At 65.7% G+C, this 22,765-nt stretch carries 20 protein-coding genes, 1 tRNA gene and 1 pseudogene; 11 read left to right on the top strand and 11 right to left on the bottom strand.

Going from position 1 to position 22,765, the window contains the following annotated elements; all coding sequences use genetic code 11:
- Positions 1-15: 15 nt before the first annotated feature.
- The 6 genes and pseudogenes from RIA72_RS06325 to RIA72_RS06295 all read left to right on the top strand — a co-directional run.
- Positions 16-600 carry an RBBP9/YdeN family alpha/beta hydrolase gene (locus tag RIA72_RS06325; protein ID WP_350031467.1) on the top strand — a complete coding sequence of 195 codons (585 nt, stop codon included), beginning with the start codon at positions 16-18 and terminating at the stop codon, positions 598-600.
- On the top strand, positions 597-980 hold the full coding sequence (locus tag RIA72_RS06320; protein WP_350031466.1) for a carboxymuconolactone decarboxylase family protein: 384 nt from the start codon (positions 597-599) through the stop codon (positions 978-980). Before RIA72_RS06325 ends, RIA72_RS06320 begins: the two co-directional genes overlap by 4 nt.
- Positions 981-1,034: 54 nt before the next feature.
- Complete coding sequence (locus RIA72_RS06315) at positions 1,035-2,324, top strand: MFS transporter (protein WP_350031690.1); 1,290 nt, start codon at positions 1,035-1,037, stop codon at positions 2,322-2,324.
- Positions 2,325-2,335: 11 nt separating this feature from the next.
- Positions 2,336-3,334, top strand: a complete 999-nt coding sequence (locus RIA72_RS06310; RefSeq protein WP_350031465.1) for a YeiH family protein — start codon at positions 2,336-2,338, stop codon at positions 3,332-3,334.
- 100 nt (positions 3,335-3,434) lie between these two features.
- Positions 3,435-5,789 carry a TonB-dependent receptor gene (locus tag RIA72_RS06305; RefSeq protein WP_350031464.1) on the top strand — a complete coding sequence of 785 codons (2,355 nt, stop codon included), beginning with the start codon at positions 3,435-3,437 and terminating at the stop codon, positions 5,787-5,789.
- A gap of 252 nt (positions 5,790-6,041) precedes the next feature.
- Positions 6,042-6,607 (top strand): annotated as a pseudogene (locus tag RIA72_RS06295) (IS5 family transposase); the annotation flags it as partial.
- A gap of 199 nt (positions 6,608-6,806) precedes the next feature.
- Here RIA72_RS06295 and RIA72_RS06290 read toward each other — a convergent pair.
- The 4 genes from RIA72_RS06290 to RIA72_RS06275 form a co-directional block, all read right to left on the bottom strand.
- Positions 6,807-8,162 carry a sensor histidine kinase gene (locus RIA72_RS06290; RefSeq protein ID WP_350031462.1) on the bottom strand — a complete coding sequence of 452 codons (1,356 nt, stop codon included), beginning with the start codon at positions 8,160-8,162 and terminating at the stop codon, positions 6,807-6,809.
- Positions 8,159-8,893, bottom strand: a complete 735-nt coding sequence (locus tag RIA72_RS06285) for a response regulator (RefSeq protein WP_350031461.1) — start codon at positions 8,891-8,893, stop codon at positions 8,159-8,161. The genes RIA72_RS06290 and RIA72_RS06285 overlap by 4 nt, the downstream gene beginning before the upstream one ends.
- Positions 8,894-9,026: 133 nt before the next feature.
- Positions 9,027-9,614 carry a hypothetical protein gene (locus tag RIA72_RS06280; RefSeq protein ID WP_350031460.1) on the bottom strand — a complete coding sequence of 196 codons (588 nt, stop codon included), beginning with the start codon at positions 9,612-9,614 and terminating at the stop codon, positions 9,027-9,029.
- A 214-nt stretch (positions 9,615-9,828) separates the two neighbouring features.
- A complete protein-coding gene (locus tag RIA72_RS06275) occupies positions 9,829-10,056 on the bottom strand; it encodes a hypothetical protein (RefSeq protein WP_350031459.1) in 228 nt (75 codons plus the stop codon).
- 401 nt (positions 10,057-10,457) lie between these two features.
- Between RIA72_RS06275 and RIA72_RS06270 the strand changes: the two genes are divergently transcribed.
- Positions 10,458-10,973, top strand: coding sequence for an FKBP-type peptidyl-prolyl cis-trans isomerase (locus RIA72_RS06270; protein WP_350031458.1), 516 nt, complete (start codon positions 10,458-10,460; stop codon positions 10,971-10,973).
- Positions 10,974-11,065: 92 nt separating this feature from the next.
- Here RIA72_RS06270 and RIA72_RS06265 read toward each other — a convergent pair.
- Positions 11,066-11,139 (bottom strand) — tRNA-Gly (locus RIA72_RS06265).
- Positions 11,140-11,238: 99 nt separating this feature from the next.
- On the opposite strand from RIA72_RS06265, the gene dinB reads away from it, so the two are divergent.
- A complete protein-coding gene (dinB, locus tag RIA72_RS06260; protein WP_350031457.1) occupies positions 11,239-12,366 on the top strand; it encodes a DNA polymerase IV in 1,128 nt (375 codons plus the stop codon).
- Here dinB and RIA72_RS06255 read toward each other — a convergent pair.
- Positions 12,359-12,820, bottom strand: a complete 462-nt coding sequence (locus tag RIA72_RS06255; RefSeq protein WP_350031456.1) for a hypothetical protein — start codon at positions 12,818-12,820, stop codon at positions 12,359-12,361. The genes dinB and RIA72_RS06255 overlap by 8 nt on opposite strands.
- Before the next feature lie 55 nt (positions 12,821-12,875).
- Positions 12,876-14,468 carry a peptide chain release factor 3 gene (locus RIA72_RS06250; protein WP_350031455.1) on the bottom strand — a complete coding sequence of 531 codons (1,593 nt, stop codon included), beginning with the start codon at positions 14,466-14,468 and terminating at the stop codon, positions 12,876-12,878.
- Between the two features lie 77 nt (positions 14,469-14,545).
- On the opposite strand from RIA72_RS06250, the gene RIA72_RS06245 reads away from it, so the two are divergent.
- Positions 14,546-15,184, top strand: a complete 639-nt coding sequence (locus RIA72_RS06245; RefSeq protein WP_350031454.1) for a hypothetical protein — start codon at positions 14,546-14,548, stop codon at positions 15,182-15,184.
- Between the two features lie 318 nt (positions 15,185-15,502).
- Positions 15,503-16,288, top strand: a complete 786-nt coding sequence (locus tag RIA72_RS06240; RefSeq protein WP_350031453.1) for a hypothetical protein — start codon at positions 15,503-15,505, stop codon at positions 16,286-16,288.
- An 87-nt stretch (positions 16,289-16,375) separates the two neighbouring features.
- Here RIA72_RS06240 and RIA72_RS06235 read toward each other — a convergent pair whose 3' ends face one another.
- Positions 16,376-18,166, bottom strand: coding sequence for a sensor domain-containing diguanylate cyclase (locus tag RIA72_RS06235; protein ID WP_350031452.1), 1,791 nt, complete (start codon positions 18,164-18,166; stop codon positions 16,376-16,378).
- Between the two features lie 63 nt (positions 18,167-18,229).
- Positions 18,230-18,841 (bottom strand): TetR/AcrR family transcriptional regulator, encoded by a 612-nt coding sequence (locus tag RIA72_RS06230; RefSeq protein ID WP_350031451.1) that lies wholly within the window; start codon positions 18,839-18,841, stop codon positions 18,230-18,232.
- A gap of 85 nt (positions 18,842-18,926) precedes the next feature.
- Between RIA72_RS06230 and RIA72_RS06225 the strand changes: the two genes are divergently transcribed.
- Entirely contained in the window at positions 18,927-20,369 is a 1,443-nt protein-coding gene (locus tag RIA72_RS06225) for an 8'-apo-carotenoid 13,14-cleaving dioxygenase (RefSeq protein WP_350031450.1), read from the top strand.
- Here the strand turns inward: RIA72_RS06225 and RIA72_RS06220 are convergent.
- Both RIA72_RS06220 and RIA72_RS06215 read right to left on the bottom strand, forming a co-directional pair.
- Complete coding sequence (locus RIA72_RS06220) at positions 20,290-21,150, bottom strand: NTP transferase domain-containing protein (protein WP_350031449.1); 861 nt, start codon at positions 21,148-21,150, stop codon at positions 20,290-20,292. The genes RIA72_RS06225 and RIA72_RS06220 overlap by 80 nt on opposite strands.
- Entirely contained in the window at positions 21,147-22,175 is a 1,029-nt protein-coding gene (locus RIA72_RS06215; protein ID WP_350031448.1) for a D-alanine--D-alanine ligase family protein, read from the bottom strand. Before RIA72_RS06215 ends, RIA72_RS06220 begins: the two co-directional genes overlap by 4 nt.
- Positions 22,176-22,765: the final 590 nt, after the last annotated feature.

Below are 22,765 nucleotides of genomic sequence, written 5' to 3'. Positions count from 1 at the left end.
GGCGGGAGCGGGATGATGGCTTTCGGAGGCGAGACAACGATCCTCTTCGTTCCCGGCCTCAGGGACCATGTCGAGGATCATTGGCAGGCCCATGCCGCGCGGGCGATCCCCGGCGCCGTGACGGTCGCGCCGCTCGCCGCCGACCGGCTCAGCCGCGCGGGGCAAGTGGCGGCGCTCGACGCCGCGCTCCGCGCGATCCCCGACGCGGTGGTAATCGTCGCGCATAGCGCCGGATGCCTGACAACCATGCATTGGGCGCTCGCGCCGACGAGGCCGATCCGCGCGGCACTGCTCGTCACCCCCGCCGACATCGAAAACCCGCTGCCTGGGGGTTATCCCGAACCGGAAGTACTCAAGGCGGGCGGCTGGTTTCCGATCCCGAAGAAGCCCGTGCCCTTCCCGGCGATGGTCGTGGCGAGCCGCAACGATCCGCTCGCCGCCTTCGATCGCGTAGCGGGCTTTGCCGACGCATGGGGTGCGGCGCTGCACGATGCCGGCGAGGTCGGGCACCTCAACCCGGCGGCGGGCTATGGTCCGTGGCCCCAGCTTGCCGACCTGCTGGGTGAGTTGGCCGATCATGCGCGGAGCACCGTGCGATGAGCGCGACCCCGGTCAGCGACGCGATGCGCGCGGGCGGCCAGTGGAACGCCGCGTGGGACGAGATGGCGGCGCTCGACCCCGAATGGCTCGAAACCTTCCTCGCCGCGGGCACGCTGCCGCTGCGGCGCGGGGTGCTCGATCCCAAGATTTACGAATTTCTGGCGATCGCGGTCGATGCCTCGTGCACCCACATGTATGTGCCGGGTACGCGCCGTCACATCGCCGCCGCGCTCGACAAGGGCGCAACGCCCGAGGAAGTGATGGCGGTGCTCGAAGCCGTCGCGGTGCTCGGTCTCCATTCGGTGGCGCTCGGCGCGCCGATGCTGGTCGAAGAAATGAAGGCGCGCGGGCTTCCGATGCCCGGCACGGCGCAGGATTGACATGAACGCGCCGGCCGGCTTCTCGACATCCAGGTGGAGGTGGTCGTGGCGGTAATGGCACCCACGGCGAGCGGCGACATCGCAGCAGCCGGCCCACGGGATACGACGCCCTATGGCTGGATCGTCTTCGCGTTGAGCTTCGGGCTTCTCATCTCCGACTATATGGCGCGGCAGGTGCTCAACGCAGTCTTCCCGCTGCTCAAGGCCGAATGGGCGCTGACCGATACCGAGCTCGGACTTCTGTCGGGGGTCGTCGCGCTGATGGTCGGTCTGCTCACCTTCCCGCTGTCGCTCGCCGCCGACCGTTGGGGCCGTGTACGCAGCCTTGCAATCATGGCGGCCTTGTGGAGCGTCGCGACGCTCTTTTGCGCGATTGCGGCGAGCTATCAGCAAATGCTGGCTGGACGGATCATGGTCGGCGTCGGCGAAGCCGCCTATGGCAGCGTCGGCATCGCTGTCGTGATTAGCGTCTTTCCACAGCGGCTGCGCGCGACCCTGTCGGCCGCCTTCATGGCGGGCGGGCTGTTCGGTCAAGTGCTCGGCGTTGCGATCGGCGGAGAGATCGCCGCGAGTCACGGCTGGCGCGCGGCCTTCGCTGCAATCGGTATCGGCGGCCTCATGCTTGCGATCATCTATCCGCTTGTGGTTCGAGAGAAGCGGATCGCCGCGATCGCCGGATCGACCGCGCGCGTTGCCAATTCGTCCGGCGCCGAACCGCGCGCCTCGCTGCGCGCGCTCTTCGCGAACCGCAGCGTCCGCCTCGCCTATTGCGCGAGCGGCATCCAGCTCTTCGCCGCGGGCGCGCTTCCCGCTTGGCTACCGAGCTATTTCAATCGCTATTATGCGATGCCGGTCGATGCCGCGGGCCGGATGGCGGCGATTTTCCTGTTGATCTGCGGCTGCGGCATGGTGCTGTGCGGCATCGCGAGCGACCGCGCCGCGCAGGGCCGGCCCGACCGCAAAATCTTGCTCGCCTCGGGCTATGGCCTCGGCAGCGCGATCATGCTGTGCCTCGCGCTGATGCTTCCCCCCGGATTGCCGCAGCTCGTGCTGCTCGGCATAGCAATGTTTCTCGTTGCCGGAACCACCGGGCCAGCGGGAGCGATGGTCGCGAACCTCACCCCCGCTGCGCTCCACGGATCGGCCTTCGCGACGCTGACGCTCGCGCACAACCTCCTCGGGCTCGCGCCGGGACCGATTCTGACCGGGCGCATCGCCGACACGATCGGGTTGCTCGACGCGCTGCGTTTCCTGCCGGTCGCCACCGTCATCGCCGCGTTCCTCTTCCTCGCCGCGCGGCGGACCTATCTCGCCGACCTCAGAGCGGTCGTACCCCCAGCTTAGGAATCAGCATCATGCCATCACTCGCTGCGCGCGCCGCTGCCCCGGCGCCGGGCCTTGCCGTCGCGCTCGTCGTCGCCGCGACCGCCACATTCCTCTCCGAACATTATGACGCGCCGGTCATGCTCTATGCGCTGCTGCTCGGTATGGCGCTCAACTTCGTGACCGAAGCACCGCGCGGTCAGGCCGGGATCGATTTCGCCGCCAAGGGGCTGATGCGCGCCGGCGTCGCCCTGCTCGGCTTCCGTATCGGCTGGGATCAGGTGTCGGCGCTTGGTTGGGGGCCGGTGGTCATGGTCGGGACGCTTGTCGGCGCGACGATCCTAATCTCGACCTTCGCCGCGCGCGCGATGGGCTTCAACCCGCTGTTCGGCTTCCTCTCGGGCGGAGCGACCGCGATCTGCGGCGCCTCGGCTGCGATGGCGCTCTCCGCAGCCTTGCCCCCGAACGACCGGAAGGAGCAGGCGACGCTGTTCACCGTGATCGGTGTGTCGGCGCTGTCGACGACGGCGATGGTTCTCTATCCGCTCATCACGCGCGCGCTGGGGCTCAGCGATCATACCGCGGGCGTCTTTATTGGCGCGACGATCCACGACGTCGCGCAGGTCGTCGGCGCGGGCTATGCGATTTCTCCCGATGCGGGTGACACCGCGACGATCGTCAAGCTGCTACGCGTCGCGATGCTGCTGCCGGTGATCCTCGTCGCCGGGCAGATCAGCAGACGCGAGGCCGGGGCAGCCGGGACGGAGCGGCCGTCGCTGCTGCCATGGTTCGTCGTCGCGTTTGTGGCGTTGGTCGCGCTGAACAGCTTCGTTGCGCTGCCCGCAGCGGTAACCGAGGCGGGGAAGCTGCTGTCGAGTTGGTTCCTCGTCACCGCAATCGCCGCGATCGGTATGAAGACCCGGCTCGGCGATCTTGTGCAGGTCGGCTGGCAGCCCGTCGCGCTTATGGTCGGCGAGACGGTGCTGCTCGCGGCGATGGTGCTCGGCTGGCTCGCGCTCACGCCGCTGTGACGCGCATTGCAAAAATCCTGTCGTGAAATGTGAAATACCGCCCCGGGCGCCTCGATAGCCTCCGGCCAAATACAACAACGAATCATCTTGGGAGGGACGTATGAAGACGATTGCCTACACCAGCCTTGCCGCCTTCGCCGCCGCGCTTGCAGCCACACCGGCCGCGGCGCAGGACAACACATCCGCCGACAGCGCGACCGACATGGGCGACGCGATCGTCGTCACCGCGCAGAAGCGCGCCGAAAATATCCAGGACGTCCCGATCTCGATTGCGGCGGTCAGCGGCGAGACGATGGAAAGCGCCAACGTGTTGACCGTCATGGACCTCGGCCGCGTCGCGACCAATTTCCAGACGGTGCGCTCATCGAACACCGGCTCGACGCGCATCGGGATCCGCGGCGTCGGCAGCCTCGCCAACACGCTGATCGAACCGAGCGTCGCGGTGTTCGTCGACGGCGTCTATGTTCCGCGCTCGGGCTCGATCCTCGGCGCCTTCCTCGACATCGACGGCGTCGAGGTGCTGCGCGGGCCGCAGGGCACGTTGTTCGGGCGCAACGCCAGCGTCGGCGCCCTGTCGATCCGAAGCGCGCTGCCTGAAAACGAGTTTTCGGGTCAGGTTTCGGCCGAAGCCGGCTCGTTCGACCGCTACAAGCTGTCAGGGCACGTCAATATCCCGCTCGGCGAGAACGTCTCGGCACGCGTCGCCGCCATGGGGCAATGGTATCACGGCCCGTGGAAGAACCGCTACGACGGCAAGACCTATGGCGGGTCGGACGATGTCGCGGTGCGCGGCACGGTGAAGGCCGAATTCGGCGATCTCGAATGGATCGTGCGCGGCGATTACACGCGACTCGACGGCGACGGCGTCGTCAATTTCGACTTCGACCCCGCCTCGGTTGCCCCCGCGCGGCTCGCCTTCCTGCAAGGGGCGTTCAGCGGCGGCCCCGACACCAATTTGAGTGATCGGGTAATGAACCAGTCGGTCGCATCGGGCCTGCTCGACAAGAATTGGGGCGTGTCGAGCACCGCCTCGCTCGATATCGTCGGCGGATCGACGCTGCGGCTGATCAACAGCTACCGCAAATGGACGAACGACCAGCTTGATGGCGACATCGTCTTCCTCCCCGTTCCGCTCGCGACGCGGCGCAGCCTCTTCGATTCGGGAAGCTGGAACCACGAGGTCCAGTTCATCTCGCCCGAGCGCGAATGGCTGAGCGGCCATTTCGACATGGTTGCGGGTCTCTATTATTTCGAGGAGAAGTTCGCGCTCGGCGAGCAGCTCAACATGAACTCACAGTTCTGCAACGTCCTGGTCCCCGCGGGGCCGGGCCGCACCGCCTGCGCAGCCTATTACGCGAGCACCAGCGGTATTGCTGCGACCGATCAGGACGTGTTCCAGAAGGTCCGCAGCATCGCCGCTTATGCTCAGGGCAATATTTACCTCGCCGACGCGCTGACGCTGACGCTCGGCGGGCGCTGGACCAACGACCGCAAGCGGGGCGGCTATTCGCAGGTGTCGAGCCCCTTCACCCAAACAATCCGTGCGCCCGAGGTGCTGCGCTATCCGGGCCTGTCGGAAAGCCGCTTCACCTATCGCATCAGCCTCAACTACAAGCCGGCCGACGATGTGATGCTCTTCGCCACCCATTCGACGGGTTACAAGTCGGGCGGCTATAATTCGGGGGGCGGGGTGCCGGCGCTCTCGACTTTCGACCCGCAAGGCAATCTGGTCTCGACCCGGCGCGTGTTCGATCGCGAAACGGTCAAGAATTACGAGTTCGGAGCCAAAACGAGCTGGCTCGATCGCGCGCTGACTGCAAACATCACCTTCTTTCGCATGGACATCGCGGGTTTTCAGGATCGCGCGTTCGACGGCGTGAGCTTCGTCGTCCGCAATGCGGGCAACCTCCGCCAGCAGGGTTTTGAACTCGACCTTCGCCTCGCGCCCAGCGACCGTTTTTCGCTATCGGGCGCGCTCGCCTATCTCGACTCCGAATTCATCGATTTCGCCACTGCCTCCGGCCTTCCCGGCATCGGCGGAACACAGGACCTTACCGGCAAGCCGAACAGTTTCTCGCCCGACTGGTCGGGCAATATCGCGATCGACTGGAACGGCGACGTCGGGTCGAGCGGATGGACATGGGCGGCGAACGCCAATGTCTCCTTCGTCTCCGACCAATATGTCGGCACCGTCAACGATGCCAATCCGCAGTCGATCGCCGACGGCTATGCGCTGCTCGGGGCGCGACTGGCGCTGAACAGTCCCGACGATCGTTGGTCGCTTGCGATCTTCGGCAGCAACCTCACGAACACCCATTATCGCCCGCTAGCGGTCTATCAGCCGCTCGGTGCAGCACTCGGGCTCAACAACGGCGCCTTTCCGGGCAGCACCGCGAACCGCATCATGGCAAACGAGCCGCGCATTTACGGGGTGTCGGCCAGCGTACGATTTTAGGAAGAACTTTTCAGCGATCGCAGGGGAACGTCGATCGCTGGCCGGTTTGAGAAGGGCAGCTTTTGGCGACCAAACAGAGAGAGCGGACGTTCGTACCACGAGCTAGGCGGCGTGGACAAAATCCAACTCTAATTGGCCCACTGCTGCGGATGAAGCGAATTGAGATTGAATGCGGTGGTGATGCGACATTGCCGCTGCTAACGGTCGGATATGAAAAACGTGCACCTTATGGACGTGGTGATTGGTGCGACTGTCCGGTTCCGGCGCTGGGCTGAGCAAGGGGTCTGGGATGGCCTGCTGCAAACGCTGGTCGATCTGGGGCTCACCGACGACTGGCAGCGCATGATCGATAGCACCACGGTTCGCGGCCATTTCTCGGCTGTCGGCGGAAAAGGGGGGATGCTGCGAACGCTTTTGGTCGATCACGCAGTGGCTTTACGTGCAAGGTCCACGCCCGCTCGGACAATCAGGGACGCCCTCTCGGCTTCCTCCTGACCGGCGGCGAAGCATCGGATTACGCCGCCGCCGAACCGCTGATGAAAATCCCGGTCGCCAAGCCCAAGGCGCTGCTCGCCGACAAGGGCTATGACGGTGATCGCTTCCGAGAAAGCCTGTTGATCCAGGGCATCCTGCCGATCATCCCGCCGCGCTCGAACCGCAAGGCGCCCGACCATCCCGACTATCGGCGTTACAGGGACCGCAATCGCATCAAGCGCATGTTCGGCAAACTCAAGCAGCAGCGCAGCATCGCCACCCGTTACGACAAATCCGTCCTGTCCTTCGAAAGCTTCCTCAACCTCGCCGCCGTGCGACTATAGGTGAAGTCTTTTGTCAACGCGACCTAGTTATGGCCCCAACGGCCGAGATGAAGCGCAAAAACGTCCTTCTTTGCCCTCGGAAGAACTCAAATGGCAAGTTCCAGGGAGTTATAACAATGGTGTGCCCGGGAAGGCCGGGATGACGGATAAAGGAAGGTCGGGAAACCACCCCAAACCGCCCTTCCCTTCGCCGTCTGCCTTACGCCTGAACCGGCAGTTCGATGATCGCGTCGAGGCCGCCGCCGGGGCGGCTCTGGAGGGTGAGCACGCCGCCCTCGCCCTGCGCAATCTCGCGCGCGATCGAAAGGCCCAGCCCTGCCCCGCCCGTGGCGCGGTTGCGCGATTGTTCGCCGCGCGCAAAGGGTTCGATCAGCGCGCCGATCTGTTCGTCGGTCAGGCCGGGTCCGTCGTCGGACACGATAATCCGCACCCATCCCGCCTCGGTCGTCGCCGAGAAACGGCCACGCTGGCCATAGGCGAGCGCATTGTCGGCCAGGTTACGCAGCGCGCGCTTGAGCAGCATCGGGCGCACAACTATCGTCACATCGGCGACATCGGCGGCGGTCACGTCCTTGCCGCGCTCGGCATAGTCGGCGGCAAGCTCATCGATCAGTTCGCGAAGCGGAATACGCTCCTGCGCCTCGGTCCGTGCCCCGGAGCGCGCGAGCGCCAATATGTCGCTCAGCATCGCCGTCATTTCGTCGATGCTGGCGACCATCTTGTCACGCAACCGTTCGTCCTCGACCGCCTCGACACGGACGCGCAGACTGGCGAGCGGGGTGCGCAGGTCGTGTCCGACCGCGCCGAGCATCCGGTCCTTGTCCGACAGCATCGTCGCAATCCGCGCGCGATAGGCGTTGAACGCGATGATGAGGTCGCGGACGTCCGACGGCCCCTCCTCGTCGAGCGGAGTCGCGTCGCGCAGTGCGGGGTTGGCGCGCGCCGCGCGCGTCAGGTCGCGCAAGGGCCGCGCCGCGCGCCACGCGATCAGCATGATCGGAACGAGCAGCAGCAGGTAAAGCGACAGCGTCTGCCAGATCAGGAAACCTTGCAGGCGGTGGCCGCCCGCCGGCATCCGGCTGCGCACGCCATAATAGCGCCCGTCGATCTGCGCGACGACCAGCACCGTGCGGCCGGGCAATTGCGTGCGCCCGAAGCGCGGCGGCTGCGGAAGCGCCCACGCCCGCACATTCCGCGATTCGATATTAGCTTCGGCCAGCAAGTCGCCGACATAATTGGCCATATCGGGAAGCGGCACCGCACGTTCCGGAACCGGCGGCGGCGCGGCGTCGACCCACAGTTTTGACGCGCGGCGGCGGCTCTGCCGGGTCAGGCGCGGGGGCTGGTCTTGGGCGCGGGTGCGCTCCACCCGGTCCTGCCGGTCCATCGCGTCGATGATCCGCGCCACCGCCATGCCGCCGCCGTGTGCCAGCGATTGCTGTTTCTGGCCGCGCACGAGCAGCGCGAAATTCACCGCCTGCGCTACGAACAGCATCACCGCGACCGCGAAAACAAGCTGGCCGACAAGGCTGCGGGGCCAGAGCCGCAATCTCATGCCGCGGGCCCCATCCGCCGCACTTCGCACGCGAGCGTATAGCCCCCGCCCCACACGGTCTTGACGATCTGCGGATGCGCGGGATCGGCTTCGATCTTCTTGCGCAGGCGGCTGACCAGATTGTCGATCGCGCGGTCGAAGATGTCGGCCTCACGCCCACGCACCAGATCGAGCAGTCGGTCGCGGCTCATCACCTGACGCGGGTGGCGCAGCAGGGCGTGGAGCAGATGATATTCGCCCGACGACAAGGCAACCTCGTTACCGTCGCCATCGACAAGCACGCGCTCGACCTCGCGCAGCACCCATCCGCCAAAGGCATAGGATGCGCCGCCACTGTCGAGCGTTCGCCCCCCCTGCTGGGTCCGGCGCAGAACGGTGCGTATACGCGCGACAAGTTCGCGCGGATTGAAGGGTTTGACGATATAGTCGTCGGCGCCGATCTCCAGCCCGATGATCCGCTCGGTATCTTCGGCGCGCGCGGTCAGCAGGATCACCGGAATGCCGCTCGTTTCACGCAGATGGCGGGTGAGCGACAGCCCGTCCTCGCCCGGCATCATGATGTCGCTCACCACCAGATCGACCGACCTGGCGCGCAGCACCGACCGGGCCTCGGCCGCGCTCGCGGCGTCGGTGACGGCAAAACCCTGCGCCGCCAGATATTCGCCCAGCGGTTCGCGGATCGACGGTTCGTCGTCGATCAACAGGATGCGCGGCATGTCGCTATCGGTCATCGTTCGTCCGTCGAAAACTGGTTCGCCCACCGGCCGCCAAGGACCGGTGGGCGATAGCTGGCAGGGACCGGCGCCAAAGGCAATGCCGGGAGGGGGATGGCCTGACCTCGACCGCAGGCCCCTGCCAAAAGGGTTATTCGGTTGCGGGAGCAGCCGCCGGGGCCGCGGCGCCGCGTTTGGCACGCCATTCGCCGCGCTTGGCCTGGCGTTCCTCGGGCGTGACCTGGCCGTCCTTGTTCGCGTCGGCGGCGTCGAAACGCGCGAGCGCCGCGGTCTGGAACTCGGCCAGGCTGATCGCCTTGTCGCCATTGGTGTCGGCCTTGCCCATCATCATCGCGCGATGGCCGCCGCGCTTGCCGTGATGACCGCGCATTCCGCGCTTGCCTTCGCCAGCATCGGCGCGCTTGTCGCCACGCTCGGCCCGCTTCGCCGCGCGATCGGCGCCATGCTGGTCCCATTCGGCCTTGCTGATATTGCCGTCCTTGTTGGCGTCGAGCCGCTCGAACATCCTGGCCTGTCGTTCGGCGCGCGCGGCGGCGCGGTCGGCGGCGTCGAGCTTGCCGTCCTTGTTGACGTCCATCCGCGCGAACATTTCAGCGGCCTTCGCCTGCACCTCGGCGCGCGTCTGCGGCGCGTTGCGGTCGCCGCCGCCGGGCGCGGCGAGCGCGGGCGTCACGACCAGCGCGGCGCCCAGCGTCGAAAAGATGATCTTCTTCTTCATGTGACAAACTCCTTCGTGGCAAGGCGGCACGGGAGCGCCGCACTTGCGATGGAGCCTTTCTAGGCATCATTTGTCCCACCGCCGTGCCGGGTCGGCGAAAAATTGTCGCAAATTGTCGCAGCGGCGCGCCCCCGTTCATCGCAGCGCAAAGAAAACGGCCGGCCACAGGATGTGCGGCCGACCGATGAGAATCGTAGCGGATCGATGGGATCGCTCAGGGGCTGACGGGCGAATCCTCATCGTCTTCGGCAACCAGCACGATGGCGGTAATACCGGCGAGCAGGCCGATCAGCCCGATGATCCAGCTCGAATTGCCTTCAAGCTTGCTCGCGCCGGGCGCATTCGACGCCGCGCGCAGGCCGCTTGCTGCCGACGCGGCGACCGGGGCCGCGACAACCGACAACGCCGCCAGCGAGATGGCCGCCTTTTTTATCATCTGCATATCAATCTCCATTGGGTGATTTGGCCTTGCCCTTGAAAAACGGTCGCAAACCCGGTTTGATGCCTTCCCGGCCAACCATTCGTCGCAAAGGCGCGGCGGTTCAGCCGATCGCTGCGTGGAAAGCAGCCGCTTGGAGGAAAAGGTCGAAGGGGCTTCCAAAACGAGTAAGCCCCGTCGCATGTCTGCGGCGGGGCTCCCCTCGGTTCCGTCCGAAGACGGCACCAAATTCTATCGTTTCTTTCGATCGGATAGGTCAGAGAAACGTGGCATCGACGCGATGGTTCCCGCGATCGCAAAATTTTTTGCCGCTGCGTGGTTTTTCTTCTCTGTATCAAGGCGACCTCTTGCACATTTACCACTCGAGGCGCTTATGCGGCAATGATCGAGGGAGAAGCCGTCACATGTTATCGACCCACCACCTGCTTGCCGCGACCGTCGCGCTCGGTCTCACCGTCGCGGCTTCGGCGCAGCCTGCCGAAGCGCCGGCAACTGAGGGAACGGCCTGGCTCAACAAGCAGATGGCGGCGCTTGCCGGGCGCCACGGCGCCGACGGCTGGCGCGTCACGCCCAGCGGGCTTCGCTGGCGACGCGTCGCGGGCGATGGATCGGGCGCCCGTCCCGGTCCCGCCGACCGCGTCACCGTCCATTATGTCGGCACCTTCGCCGACGGGCGCGAGTTCGACAGCTCGATCCGCCGCGGCGAACCCGCAACCTTCCCGCTCAATCGCGTGATCGCGGGCTGGCAGGAAGGCGTCCAACTGATGCACGTCGGCGACAAGGTCGAGTTCGCCATCCCGTGGCAGCTTGGTTACGGCCCCGACGGCAAGGGCCGGATTCCGGGCGGCGCGACGTTGTTGTTCACCGTCGAGCTGCTCGCCATCGATGCGGGGGATGAGGGGAGAACCTGGCGCGGGTAGCGGGGAGCCGAAGGGCGCAGCCCGGAGACGGCCAGAGCGAAGCGGCGGCCAATCGAACCCACCGGCAACTGCGTAGCGATGTCCGAATATGGTGGAGCGGGTAGCGGGAATCGAACCCGCCTAGCTAGCTTGGAAGGCTAGAGCATTACCACTATGCTATACCCGCGTCGCCAAGGTCGGCGGCGATTGCCATTTTGATCGGCGCCAGTCAAGCGGCGCGTCGCGGATCGTTGAGAACATTTCGGAAACATGGTAAGCATCCGCCGTGGACGACGGCAAAACCTCTGACCCTCGCGGCGGTGCAGACGCGGCTCCGGTCCGCAAGATCATCCATGTCGACATGGACGCCTTTTACGCCTCGGTCGAGCAGCGCGACGATCCGGCGCTGCGCGGACAGCCCGTGGCGGTCGGCGGGTCGTCGCGGCGCGGCGTCGTCGCCGCCGCAAGCTACGAAGCGCGCAAATTCGGGGTGCGCTCTGCCATGCCAAGCGTCACCGCAAAACGCCAATGCCCTGGCCTCATCTTCGTACCGCCGCGTTTCGACGTCTATCGCGACATCTCGCACCAGATCCGCGCGATCTTTCGCGACTATGCGGACGAGGTAGAGCCGCTGTCCCTGGACGAAGCCTATCTCGATGTCAGCGCCGACAAAGCGAGGCTGGGCAGCGCAACCGCGACGGCCCGCATGATCCGCCGCCGCATTCGCGACGAAACCGGCCTCACCGCCTCCGCCGGCGTCTCCTACAACAAGTTCATCGCCAAGCTGGCGTCGGACCAGAACAAGCCCGACGGCCTCACCGTCATTCCGCCCGGCAAGGGCGCCGCCTTTGTCCAGACGCTGTCGATCCGGCGTTTTCACGGCATCGGTCCCGTCACCGCCGCAAAGATGGAGGGGCTCGGCGTCTTTTCCGGCGCCGATCTCGCCGCGAAGGACATGGCGTGGCTCGCTGCGCATTTCGGCAACAGCGCCGAATGGCTGTATAACCTTGCGCGCGGGATCGACCACCGGCGCGTCAAGTCGAACCGGCCGCTGAAGTCGCTGGGCGGCGAGCGCACCTTTTTCAACGACCTCGTCACCGACACCGCAATCCGCGAGGCGCTCGCGCATGTCTGTACCGTCGTATGGGATCGCGCGGCCAGAAAGGGCGCGCGCGGGCGCACGGTGACGCTGAAGCTGCGCTACGCCGATTTCCGCACGATCACCCGCGCCAGGTCGGTGCCCTCGCCGATCGTCGACGGCAATTCGCTGTTGACCGTTGGGGAGGCGATCCTTGCCCCCCTGCTCCCCGCCGAACAGGGCATCCGCCTGCTCGGCGTGACCTTGAGCAAGTTCGAGGGTGAAGAGGAAGAGGACCTATCCCCCGCCCCCGCCGACCTGCTCAGCCTTATTTAGCGAGCGCGGGCGCGAAACGCCGTATCGCCGCCTTCATCTTGGGTGACATCGCCTGATAGGAACAGCGGATCAGCGGCTCGTCCGTCACCTGCATTTCCTCGCGAAACGGCGCGCCGACGCGATAGAGAGCGCGATCGGTCCCGGTCGCCTTCACCCGGAAATAGCCCGCGCCATCGAAGCCGCCGAACTGCATCTGGGTAAAGCCGCCCGCGACTGGGCGGGTCTGGGTAATCGCCCGCAATTCGGCCATGGGGCCGAGGTTGCCGGTCGGTCCGTAATAATAGACCGAGCCCCAGCGCTTGCCGTCAAAGATATAGCCATAGCGCACCGTCGCGCATTTCTGATTGTCGTTGGTCCAGAAACCGGGCGCGATCGGCAATTTGATCGTCGGCTGTGCCATTGCCGACACGCTGGTCGCGGCCGCCGCCGCCAGCACCATCATCCATCCACGCATCGTCACCCCCTCACCGATGAAGATGACGTCATGGTGGCGAAAAGAACGCGCGCAATCAACCCGCGGGCGCGAAAACGCGTTCCTTGGTGGCGGTGAAGCGGATCGCCGGGTTGCGCTGGGTGATATAACCGACCTCCCACGCGTCCTTTGCCATGAACACCGGCGCACCGTCGCGGTCGGTGGCCGCGGCGCCGCGATTGTCCGCCTGAAACGCTTTCAGGGCGGCCGCATCGTCGCTCGCGATCCAGCGCGCGGTCTCCCAAGGCGACTGCTCGAGCTTCGCCTCGACCTTATATTCGGCCTCCAGCCGGCTGATCAGCACGTCGAGTTGCAACTGGCCGACAACCCCGACGATCATGTTCGCGCCGATTTCGGGATAAAAGACCTGGATGATCCCCTCCTCGGCCATGTCGTCGAGCGCTTTTCTCAGCTGCTTGGTCTTGGTCGGGTCGGCCAGCGCGACGCGGCGCAGAATTTCAGGCGCAAAATTAGGCAGGCCGGTGATGGTGATATCGCTGCGCTCGGAAAGCGTATCGCCGACGCGCAGCGTGCCGTGGTTCGGAATACCGATGATGTCGCCGGGAAACGCCTCTTCGGCCATTTCGCGGTCCTGCGCCAGAAACAGCATCGGGCGGCTGATCGCGATCGCCTTGCCGGTCCCGCCCTGCGTCAGCCGCATCCCGCGTTCGAATTTCCCCGAGCAGAGCCGCATGAAGGCGATGCGGTCGCGGTGCGCGGGGTTCATATTCGCCTGCACCTTGAACACAAAGCCGGTGACGGCATCGTCGCCGGGCTGCACCGGCGCGGGTTCGGCGGGCTGCGGCTGCGGCCCCGGCGCATGGTTCGCGAGGCCCGCGAGCAGGTCGGTGACGCCGAACTCCTTGAGCGCCGAACCGAAATAGACCGGGGTAAGATCGCCCGCGCGATACGCCGCCACGTCAAAAGGCGCATAGCCCGCCGAGGCCAGTTCAATCTCTTCGTTGAACTGGTCGAGCGCGCGCGCGTCGACCGCCGCCGCGAGCCGGGGATCGTCATGGCCCGACAGCGCGATCCTTTCCCCGTCGAACACGCGCGAGGCTTCGCGGCCGGGCACCGCAAGGGCGGGGTCGATCAGGTCATAAAGGCCGGAAAACGTGCCGCCCATGCCCACCGGCCAATTCATCGGACACACATCGAGCGCGAGCCGGTCGGCGACCTCGTCGAGCAGCTCGAACGGCGTTTGCCCCTCGCGGTCGACCTTGTTGACAAAGGTGATGATCGGCACCGAACGCAGGCGGCACACTTCGAACAGCTTCAGCGTCTGCGGTTCGATACCCTTGGCGGCGTCGATCACCATCACCGCGCTGTCGACGGCGGTGAGCGTGCGATAGGTGTCCTCGCTGAAATCCTCGTGCCCCGGCGTATCGAGCAGGTTGAAAATCAGGCCGGCGTGCTCGAAGGTCATCACCGACGATGTCACCGAAATGCCCCGCTGCTGCTCGATCTTCATCCAGTCCGACCGCGCGCGCCGCGCCGCCCCGCGTGCCTTCACCTCGCCGGCAATATGAATAGCGCCGCCCGCGACGAGCAATTTTTCGGTCAGCGTCGTCTTGCCCGCGTCGGGGTGCGAGATGATGGCAAAGGTACGGCGTTCGGGATGCTTGGACATGGCGCGGGCGCCTAGCAGGTGGCGGGCAAGGTGGAAAGGGGCTGGCGTGCGCGCCGCGACACGCGCATGATCGGCCGATGCGAAGCCTGCTCCTCGTCGCCGCGCTTTTCGTTGCGCCCGCCGCCGCACAGGACGCGCCGCTCGTCGGCGACTATCGGCTTGCCGAGGGCCCCGATGTCGGCGGGGCGCTGCGGATCGGCGGCGACGGCCGCTTTTCCTATTGGCTCGTTGCGGGCGCGCTCGACGAACGCGCGGCGGGGCGGTGGGAGGCGAAGGATGACCTTGTCTGCCTCACCACCGAACCCAGACCGGTGCCGCCCGCAATGACCAAGGGGCCATTGATCGAGGTCGGCGGGGCCGTCCCCACCCTGCTCGTCACCTGGCCGGGCGGACGGGGCGTTCCGGGGGTCGATTTCGTCATCGGCTTCGATCGCGGCGAACCGTTGACGGGCTACACCCAATATGACGGCTGGACGATGCCCGAGGGCGACGCCCGCGTGCCGCGCTGGGTCGAACTCCACGAACCCATTCATCGCATCGCGGCCCCGCGCTTCGAACTGACGGCAGACGACCGTGGCAAGCTCCGCGTCATCCTCGTCCCGAACGATATGGGCACGGCCGATTTCGCCCCCGCCTGCGCCGAGCCGACCGAAGAGGGTCTTATCCTGCACCGCACCGAAGGCGACATGCGCTTCGTGCGTGCGGCGCAGGAGTGACTGGCGGCAAGGCGGCGTCTTTGGGGCAGGGAGCTGCCATCATTTTTTACCCGTCATCCCGGCGGAGGCCACGATCTCGCCGGTGCGGTAAACCGAAAGGTTGAGATCCCGGCCTTCGCCGGGATGACGATATGCTGTAGATCCGCCTTAACCCCAAACCCGCTGCCGCGCCGCCCCAGGGCGCCCGTTTCAGGACGCAATCACTCGGTTCATCGTATCGCAGGCACGGTTCGTCAGTCGTGGCGTAGCCCTTGCTGCCTCAGGCGCGTTCAAGACCCATCGTTCCCATTCTAACTTTATCCAAGGAGACCGTAAGCGATGCGGAAACTCGCAGGCTTTGTTGCAACTCTTTCTCTAACCATGGCTGCCGCCGCTGCGGCGCCCGCGCTTGCGCAGGATGCCGCCGCTGCGGCCGTCGACCTGTCGGTCGGCACCAAGGTTTTCGATTCCGAAGGCGCCGAGCTGGGCACCGTGACCAGCGTGCAGGGCCCGAATGTCGTCGTCGATCTTGGCGACAGCAAACAGATCGCACTCCCCAGCGCCTCGTTCGGCATGCTCGAAAAGGGACCGACGATCGGCGCCACCAAGGCACAGGTCGTCGCCGCGGTCGATCAGGCCGCCGCCGCCAATGAAGCCAAGCTGACCGCCGCGCTGCAACCGGGCGCCGAGGTGCGCGGCGTCAACGGTGAAGCCGTGCTGGGCACGGTCAAGCTCGTCGCCGCCGACGGCGCCGTCCTCACGACGCCGTCGGGCGAAGTCAAGCTGCCGCGCAACGCCTTTTTCATGGGGCAGGCCGGGCTTCAGACCAGCTTCACGCCCGAACAATTCGCTGCGGCGATGAAGGAAGTGAACACCGCCGCGGCCGCCGATGATGCCGCGGTCGCCGCCGCGCTCGTCGCGGGCGCCGAGGTGCGCAGCCTCAAGGGCGCCGCCGTGCTGGGCAAGGTCAAATCGGCGAGCGCGGATGCCGTCGTCGTGACGACCCCCGCGGGTGCGGACGTCAGCCTTCCGCGCAGCGCCTTTTTGATGTCGCCCGCGGGTCTCGCTGCCGCCTACACCGCCGAACAGTTCGCCGCTGCGGTGGCGCAGGCAACGGGCGGATAACCACCGGCCAGAAAAGGCTGTTCACACGGTCGATTGCGTCAAGGGCGCGGAAGCACGGCTTCCGCGCCCTTTTCCTGTCGCGTCGGTTCAGGCGGCGCTGCGCATCCGGTTCCGGCCTTCGCGTTTTGCAACGTACAGCGCCTCGTCGGCGCGGTGCAGCAACTCCTTGATGTCGGGTTCGCCGTCATAGACCGCGAGGCCGATGCTGATCGTCGCCAACGGCAGGTCGGCTGCTTCGGCCATCCCGACTTCGACCGCCTTGCGGACGCGCTCGGCTACGATTTCGGCCGCCAGCGCGCTCGATCGTTGGAGAATACAGACAAATTCCTCGCCGCCGATCCGTCCCACCAGATCCTCGTCGCGCAGCGCCGATTTTGCGCGTTGGGCGACGCGCTGGATCACGCGGTCGCCGGTCGCATGGCCGTGCAGGTCGTTGATGCGTTTGAAATGGTCGATGTCGAAAATCGCGACAGCCAGCGGCGCCCCATGTTCGCGGGCGCCCGCCATCGCCTTTTCCAGAAAGGCCAGGGTATGCCGCCGATTGGGCAGGCCGGTGAGCATATCGGTGTTCGCGACGCGCTCGGCCGCGCTGCGCGCCGCCTCCAATATCCGCGCATTCTCGACCGTTTCGGTCACGTCCTGAATCGTACCGAAAATTGCGATCGCACGGCCGCGGCGTCCCGTTTCGATCGATCCATGGGATTTGATATGCCGGATCTTGCCGTCGGCGCGCCGGATCTGGCCCTGAAACTCGAAGGGTTGCCCGGTCCGCACGGCTTCTTCGAGCACCTTTCGGACTTCGACGCGGTCTTCGGGCAGATATTGCTCGATGCTGAACTCGACCCCCACGTCCGATCCGGGTTCCAGCCCATGAATACGATAGGCCTGATCGGACCAATAGATGCTCCAGCGGACCAGATCGACGCGCCAATGTCCGACGAGCGCCGCCGCCTCGGCCTGCAATAGCCAGCGGTTGCTCTGTTCCAGCCGCTTGGCAAGCCGCCGGCGTGCGACCAGCAATGCCGCAAGCGGCAGCGCCGATCCGAGCAGCATCAGCAGATAAAATTGCAGGAACAGGATGATCGTCGTCGGCGGTTCGTGCATGTGCGCGATAGGCCCCAGGCCGCGCCCTGTCATCCATGCGACTATGACCGTGACAATCAGCACGCTGCTCGCGGCGCCGAATGGCCCGAGCCGGTAGGAGGCGGCAACAACCGCAAGGCATGGCAGGAAGGTGACGGGAAACTCGGCCTGCGAGAAACTCGCCGTGGCGATGATCGCGGTCACGACAAGGATCGCGATCGCCTCGACGATGCCCCGGCGGCTCACGCTCGCGAGCGCCCCGGTTTCGACCAGCCGTGCAAGCATCACAATCGGCGGGGTAACGATCAGCATCCCCAACGCCACGGTGGTCAGCCACGACCGGAAAAAGTCGAAGTCGCCGCCGGTCAGCAGCGCCGCCAGCCCCGCGCTCGTGACGCTCGCCGCGATCGTCGCGATACAAAAGGCGATCACGGATCGCGGCACCATGAACGACGGCGTGTCTTTTTCGTGCAGCCGGATCAGCATGAGCGCGACGATCGCCTCGGCCCCGTTCGCGAACGAAAAGGCGACGCTGGTATCGAGCGATCCCCCTGCCAACATATTTGCAGCGAGGCTCGACAGGAGCATGCCCGCCAAGGCGGCGAGACGCGTGCACAACGCATCGGGCATCAGCAACAACAGCGCGAGAAAATAACCACTCGGCGGCCAGACCGCGGCGATATTGTCGGCGCCTTTCGTCGCATAGAGCGACAGGCTCGCCAGCAAGAAATAGCCTGTGGCGGTCAACAGGAACCAAAAGACCGCTTCGACTCTGGGGGGCAGCGACCGGATCATGCCACCCAATAGCCGGAAACAGGAAAATAAACTGCTAAGATTATCGCGCCTTTGCGGCGCGCCTTACCCCACGCCGCCAAAGGTCAGGCCGACCACTTCGGCAACCCGCGCCTCGTCCCAGTCGACGCGCCGGTCGAGAATCAGCATCGCCAGCCCATGCACCAGCGCCCAGGCATGGAGCGCAGCGATGTCGGGATCGGCGGCGTCGGGCAAGGCTTCGCCGATACCTGCGCGCAGTAGATTATAGGCCGTTTCCCCTCCGTCGCCTTCGCCTTCGGCTTTGCGTTCCGCTCTCTGGCGCGTGAAACTGAGGCGGAACAGCGCCGGCTCGTCGTGGGCAAAGCGGACATAGGCGATGCCCGTCGCCTTGAACCCCGCGACCCCGCCGCCCGCCTTCAGCCACGCTTGCGCCTGAAGCGCGCCCAGTCGCCGCAACCCTTCGTCGGCGAGCGCGTCGAGCAGCGCCTCCTTGTCGGGGAAATGGCGGTACAGCGCGGTCGCGCTGACACCGACGTCGCGCGCCAGCGCGCGTAGCCCCAGATCGCCGCCATCGCCTTCGGCCATGCGCTTCAACCCGGCCGCGATAACTGCTGCGCGCAGGTCGCCGTGATGATAGGCGCCCGCCGCCTTTGCAACGGCCTCTTTTATGTTGACACTGTTATCTTTGCTGTGCATTATGTTGCCGATGTAAACATTTCGAGTCGACCGCACAACCCTCTGCTGCGTGGCATATATTGCAACATCCGTAAGGAGGCTCTCCATGGCTAGCAACGTCGAATCTCTGATCCGCGGCGCCGTCGCAAAAGGCATCGGCAAGGTCGCCGATTTCAACCGCCGCCGCCTTCCCCGCCCCACCGACGCGCACCCCTTCCTGACCGGCATTCACAAGCCGATGACCGAAGAAGTGACGATCGAGGAGCTTCGCGTCGACGGCGAAATTCCCGCCGCCCTCCGCGGCCGGTACCTGCGCAACGGTCCCAATCCGGTAGCGGCGCCCGATCCCGCCAGCTATCACTGGTTCACCGGCGCCGGCATGGTCCACGGCATCCGGATCGAAGATGGCCGGGCGAACTGGTACCGCAACCGCTGGGTGCGCGGCAGCGAAGCGTGCGCCATGCTTGGCGAGGCGCTCCCTCCCGGCCCGCGCGAAGCGCATAGCGATGCGCCGAACACCAACGTCATCGGTATTGCGGGCCGGACCTTTGCGATCGTCGAGGCGGGGGGCAAGCCCGTCGAGCTTGACTATGACCTCGCCACCATCGCGCACAACCCCTTCGACGGGACACTGGCGGGCGCCTATTCCGCGCACCCCCACGCCGACCCTTTCACCGGCGAAACGCACGCCATCGCCTATCGCGGCGACGAGCCGAACAAGGTGTGGCACGTTGTGCTGGACGAAAAGGCGCATGTCGTTCGCGAAGAGGCGATTGCGGTCAGCGACGGCCCCTCGATCCACGATTGCGCGATCACCGAACATTATGTGCTCGTCTTCGACCTGCCCGTCACCTTCTCGATGAAGATGCTGCTCGCGGGGTATCGTTTTCCCTATGCGTGGAACGAGAGCCACCCGGCGCGCGTCGGCCTTCTTCCGCGCGAGGGCCGCGGCAACGAGATCGTCTGGGTGCCGGTCGACCCCTGCTATGTCTTTCATCCCGCCAACGCTTTTGAAACCGCCGACGGCAAGGTGATCGTCGATGTCGTGGCGCATGACACGATGTTCGCGAGCTCGCGGCGTGGGCCCGACAGCGAAAAGTCGCGCATGGAACGCTGGACGATCGATCCTGCCGCCCGCACGACGACCCGCACGGTGATCCACGACCATGCACAGGAATTTCCGCGCTATGACGAACGGCGCACGACGCAGCCCTATCGCTATATCTATACGGTCGCGTTACCCGACCGGCCGGCGACCGAGATGGAGATCGCCGATACCCGGCTATTCCGGCACGACCTGGAAAAAGGAACGACCGATATTCGCGATTTTGGTCCCGGCCGTCACCCCGGCGAGTTCGTGTTCGTACCACGCGGCACGGCGGGGGCGGAGGATGACGGCTGGCTGATCGGCCTCGTCGTCGACATGAACGACGAAACCACCGATCTTGTCATCCTGAACGCCGACGATTTTACCGGGCCACCGCAAGCCGTCGTCCATCTGCCGCATCGCGTTCCGCCGGGATTTCACGGCAATTGGGTCGCGGACTGAGCGTTTCGGCGCGCCGCATCAGCGCCTCGGTCACGCGCAGCGAGCGATCATTGTCGACATCGATCGCACTCGCCCCGTCGCTGACGAGCAGCGGGGCGACATCGACCTTCATATGGCGCGAAATACGCCCGAAAATATGATGAATGGGGCCCAGCCCGAACCGGAAGCGGAGCAGGTTCACCAGACCGAAGGCCTGCATCACCCGCAGCGGTTTCTTGACGAACTGTCCGCCGCCGCGAAACGCCTCGGCCGCCTTTAGCGCGCGGCGATCGCCGATCCAATAGGCGTTGCAGTTCGACACGGCGACGTCGGAAAACTCGTAAAAGCGCCGCTGTCCTTCGGAATGGGCGGCGAGCACATCCTCGCGCCGCGCCAGCGCCACCCCCGCTTCGCACCCCAGCCGCGCTGCTTCGCGGCCGATCTTGTCGATCGTCGCGGGGGTGAGCAGGCAATTGTCGGCCGTGGTGATGAAGAGCGGAAAGGCGGCGCGCTCGGCGATGCCCAGCACCGAATCGGCCAGATTGTCCGCCGCGGGGACGATGACAAGCCGGTCGCCCAGCCGTTCGACCACCGGATCAGCCAGATCATCCCGCAGCCGCTCATGGTGCGTCGAAACGAAGATATGCGTCGCCGCCGTCGCCGCCGCGCTTTCAAGCACATGTGCGATCATCGGACGCCCGGCGACAGGAACCAGGCATTTGTCCGCCACGCCATGCGCGTTGGCAAGCGCATCGACCGCGCCCGGACGACGCCCGGCCAGGATCAGGATCGACCCGCTCATGCCGCGTCGCGCCGCGCCGCCGCCGGTGCGATCTGGCGGATCATGCTTTCGGCCACGATTGTTTCGATCAGTCCGGCATGAGTGAACCCCGCCACCAACGCCGACCGCGAGAACAGCTTTTCCGACCAGAGGTTGCAATTGAGGTTGACCTCAAGCAGCCGGACATCGCCCGTCACATGGTCGATGCGGAACTCGAAGCGGCCATAGTCGAACGGATGAAAGACGTCCGCCATCCGCGCGGTATAGTCGGCGATCCGGCCGGCAATAAACGGATCGTCAAACCGCTTGATCGCATATCCGACCTGGCCGGTCAGATCGCGCTTTTCCTGATAGGTGCGCAGCTGCGTCGGGTCGGCTTGTTCAAAGATCATCATCGGCAGCATCGCAGGCTCACCGCCCAGCGTGATCACGGGAACTTCGATATCGCTGCCGTCGATAAAGGGTTCGACAATCGCGTCATGGTCGAGCGCATGGATTTCGGCGACGGCCTGCGCGATCTGCGCGCGATCGTGCGCATCGCGGACGCCCCACGATGCCGAGCTGTTGTTGGGCTTGATCACCCAGCGCCGCGCAGGCGGGCAGCGCGCGGCATCAACGGGCGCTCCGCGGCGGAACAGCGCCCAGGGTGCGGTCGGCACGCCGCGCGCCGCGGCCTCCAGCTTGGTCAGATGCTTGTCGTCGGACAGGCCGCGAACAATCGGCGAGGCGCCGAGATAGCGCAGGCCATGCCGATTGCACAACAAGGGAAGCAGCATTTCCGAATTGAAGAAGCCGCCACGGTTGAGGAGCGGAAAGACGAAGTCGACTGCGGGACGGTCGAACAGCACAGCATAATTATCGGCGATCGACAGCGCCATGCCCAGCCCTTCGAGCGTTTCGCGCATTTCCCGGTGATAGGGCGCGTGATTGCCGTCATCGGGGTGCAGCCCCCCGGTCCAGCGCGCATGTTTGGCGATGAACAGCAGACGCTGCGTGTCACGCAGATGGTCGGGCAGCCGCGTAGGCGCAAGGTCGGTGATTCTCATGCGCGGCGTTGATCACACCGAAGTTGCGCGGGAATGACGCATTTGTGACGCGCCTGCCATCAATGTGCAAAACGTCTGTCATCTTCGGGGGTGGAAGCGGCGAAAACCTCGCCGCGCCGTTCGCCGCGCACGGTTCGCCGTGGAAGCCGCCCGTTTCGGGCAGCATTTTCCATGTCTGGCTCGTTTCGCCTTCACTATGACCAAATGTAACGCCCTCTCCCGCCCCGCCACGAGCGCGATTGCCGCGTTCCTGCTACTGTCCGCCCCCACCGCTTTCGCGCAGGAGGCGCCCACGATTTCGATGACGCCGCCGGTTGCGGTATCGCCGCCCCCCGTCGCGCCGACAACGTCTGAACCGGCGACGCCGCGCACCGCGACGACCGCGCCAACCGTTGCGCCATCGACCCAGCCGACGGCGCCCGCGCCCGTCATCCGCGTCCCGCTGGACATCGATCCCCCCGTAACCGCGCCCGCCGAGGTAGAGGTCGCTCCGCCGCCTACGCGCCGCGAGGCTCCCGCGCGGGCTGAGCGGAGCGCACGTCCGGCCGTGGCTCCGATGCGCGCTGAGCCCGCTCCGGCAACCGCGCCCG

It is taken from the genome of Sphingopyxis sp. (genome assembly GCF_040216815.1).
Lineage (GTDB): Bacteria > Pseudomonadota > Alphaproteobacteria > Sphingomonadales > Sphingomonadaceae > Sphingopyxis.
Note: the sequence above shows the minus strand (reverse complement) of the source record. Positions and strands in the feature narration are given on the sequence as shown.

What these genes read in the sequence shown, in the direction of transcription:
- RIA72_RS06325 (WP_350031467.1), top strand. Translation starts at nt 16, where the DNA reads ATGGCTTTCGGAGGCGAGACAACGATCCTCTTCGTTCCCGGCCTCAGG.
- RIA72_RS06320 (WP_350031466.1), top strand. Translation starts at nt 597, where the DNA reads ATGAGCGCGACCCCGGTCAGCGACGCGATGCGCGCGGGCGGCCAGTGG.
- RIA72_RS06315 (WP_350031690.1), top strand. Translation starts at nt 1,035, where the DNA reads ATGGCACCCACGGCGAGCGGCGACATCGCAGCAGCCGGCCCACGGGAT.
- RIA72_RS06310 (WP_350031465.1), top strand. Translation starts at nt 2,336, where the DNA reads ATGCCATCACTCGCTGCGCGCGCCGCTGCCCCGGCGCCGGGCCTTGCC.
- RIA72_RS06305 (WP_350031464.1), top strand. Translation starts at nt 3,435, where the DNA reads ATGAAGACGATTGCCTACACCAGCCTTGCCGCCTTCGCCGCCGCGCTT.
- RIA72_RS06290 (WP_350031462.1), bottom strand. Translation starts at nt 8,162, where the DNA reads ATGAGATTGCGGCTCTGGCCCCGCAGCCTTGTCGGCCAGCTTGTTTTC.
- RIA72_RS06285 (WP_350031461.1), bottom strand. Translation starts at nt 8,893, where the DNA reads ATGACCGATAGCGACATGCCGCGCATCCTGTTGATCGACGACGAACCG.
- RIA72_RS06280 (WP_350031460.1), bottom strand. Translation starts at nt 9,614, where the DNA reads ATGAAGAAGAAGATCATCTTTTCGACGCTGGGCGCCGCGCTGGTCGTG.
- RIA72_RS06275 (WP_350031459.1), bottom strand. Translation starts at nt 10,056, where the DNA reads ATGCAGATGATAAAAAAGGCGGCCATCTCGCTGGCGGCGTTGTCGGTT.
- RIA72_RS06270 (WP_350031458.1), top strand. Translation starts at nt 10,458, where the DNA reads ATGTTATCGACCCACCACCTGCTTGCCGCGACCGTCGCGCTCGGTCTC.
- RIA72_RS06255 (WP_350031456.1), bottom strand. Translation starts at nt 12,820, where the DNA reads ATGCGTGGATGGATGATGGTGCTGGCGGCGGCGGCCGCGACCAGCGTG.
- RIA72_RS06250 (WP_350031455.1), bottom strand. Translation starts at nt 14,468, where the DNA reads ATGTCCAAGCATCCCGAACGCCGTACCTTTGCCATCATCTCGCACCCC.
- RIA72_RS06245 (WP_350031454.1), top strand. Translation starts at nt 14,546, where the DNA reads ATGCGAAGCCTGCTCCTCGTCGCCGCGCTTTTCGTTGCGCCCGCCGCC.
- RIA72_RS06240 (WP_350031453.1), top strand. Translation starts at nt 15,503, where the DNA reads ATGCGGAAACTCGCAGGCTTTGTTGCAACTCTTTCTCTAACCATGGCT.
- RIA72_RS06235 (WP_350031452.1), bottom strand. Translation starts at nt 18,166, where the DNA reads ATGATCCGGTCGCTGCCCCCCAGAGTCGAAGCGGTCTTTTGGTTCCTG.
- RIA72_RS06230 (WP_350031451.1), bottom strand. Translation starts at nt 18,841, where the DNA reads ATGCACAGCAAAGATAACAGTGTCAACATAAAAGAGGCCGTTGCAAAG.
- RIA72_RS06225 (WP_350031450.1), top strand. Translation starts at nt 18,927, where the DNA reads ATGGCTAGCAACGTCGAATCTCTGATCCGCGGCGCCGTCGCAAAAGGC.
- RIA72_RS06220 (WP_350031449.1), bottom strand. Translation starts at nt 21,150, where the DNA reads ATGAGCGGGTCGATCCTGATCCTGGCCGGGCGTCGTCCGGGCGCGGTC.
- RIA72_RS06215 (WP_350031448.1), bottom strand. Translation starts at nt 22,175, where the DNA reads ATGAGAATCACCGACCTTGCGCCTACGCGGCTGCCCGACCATCTGCGT.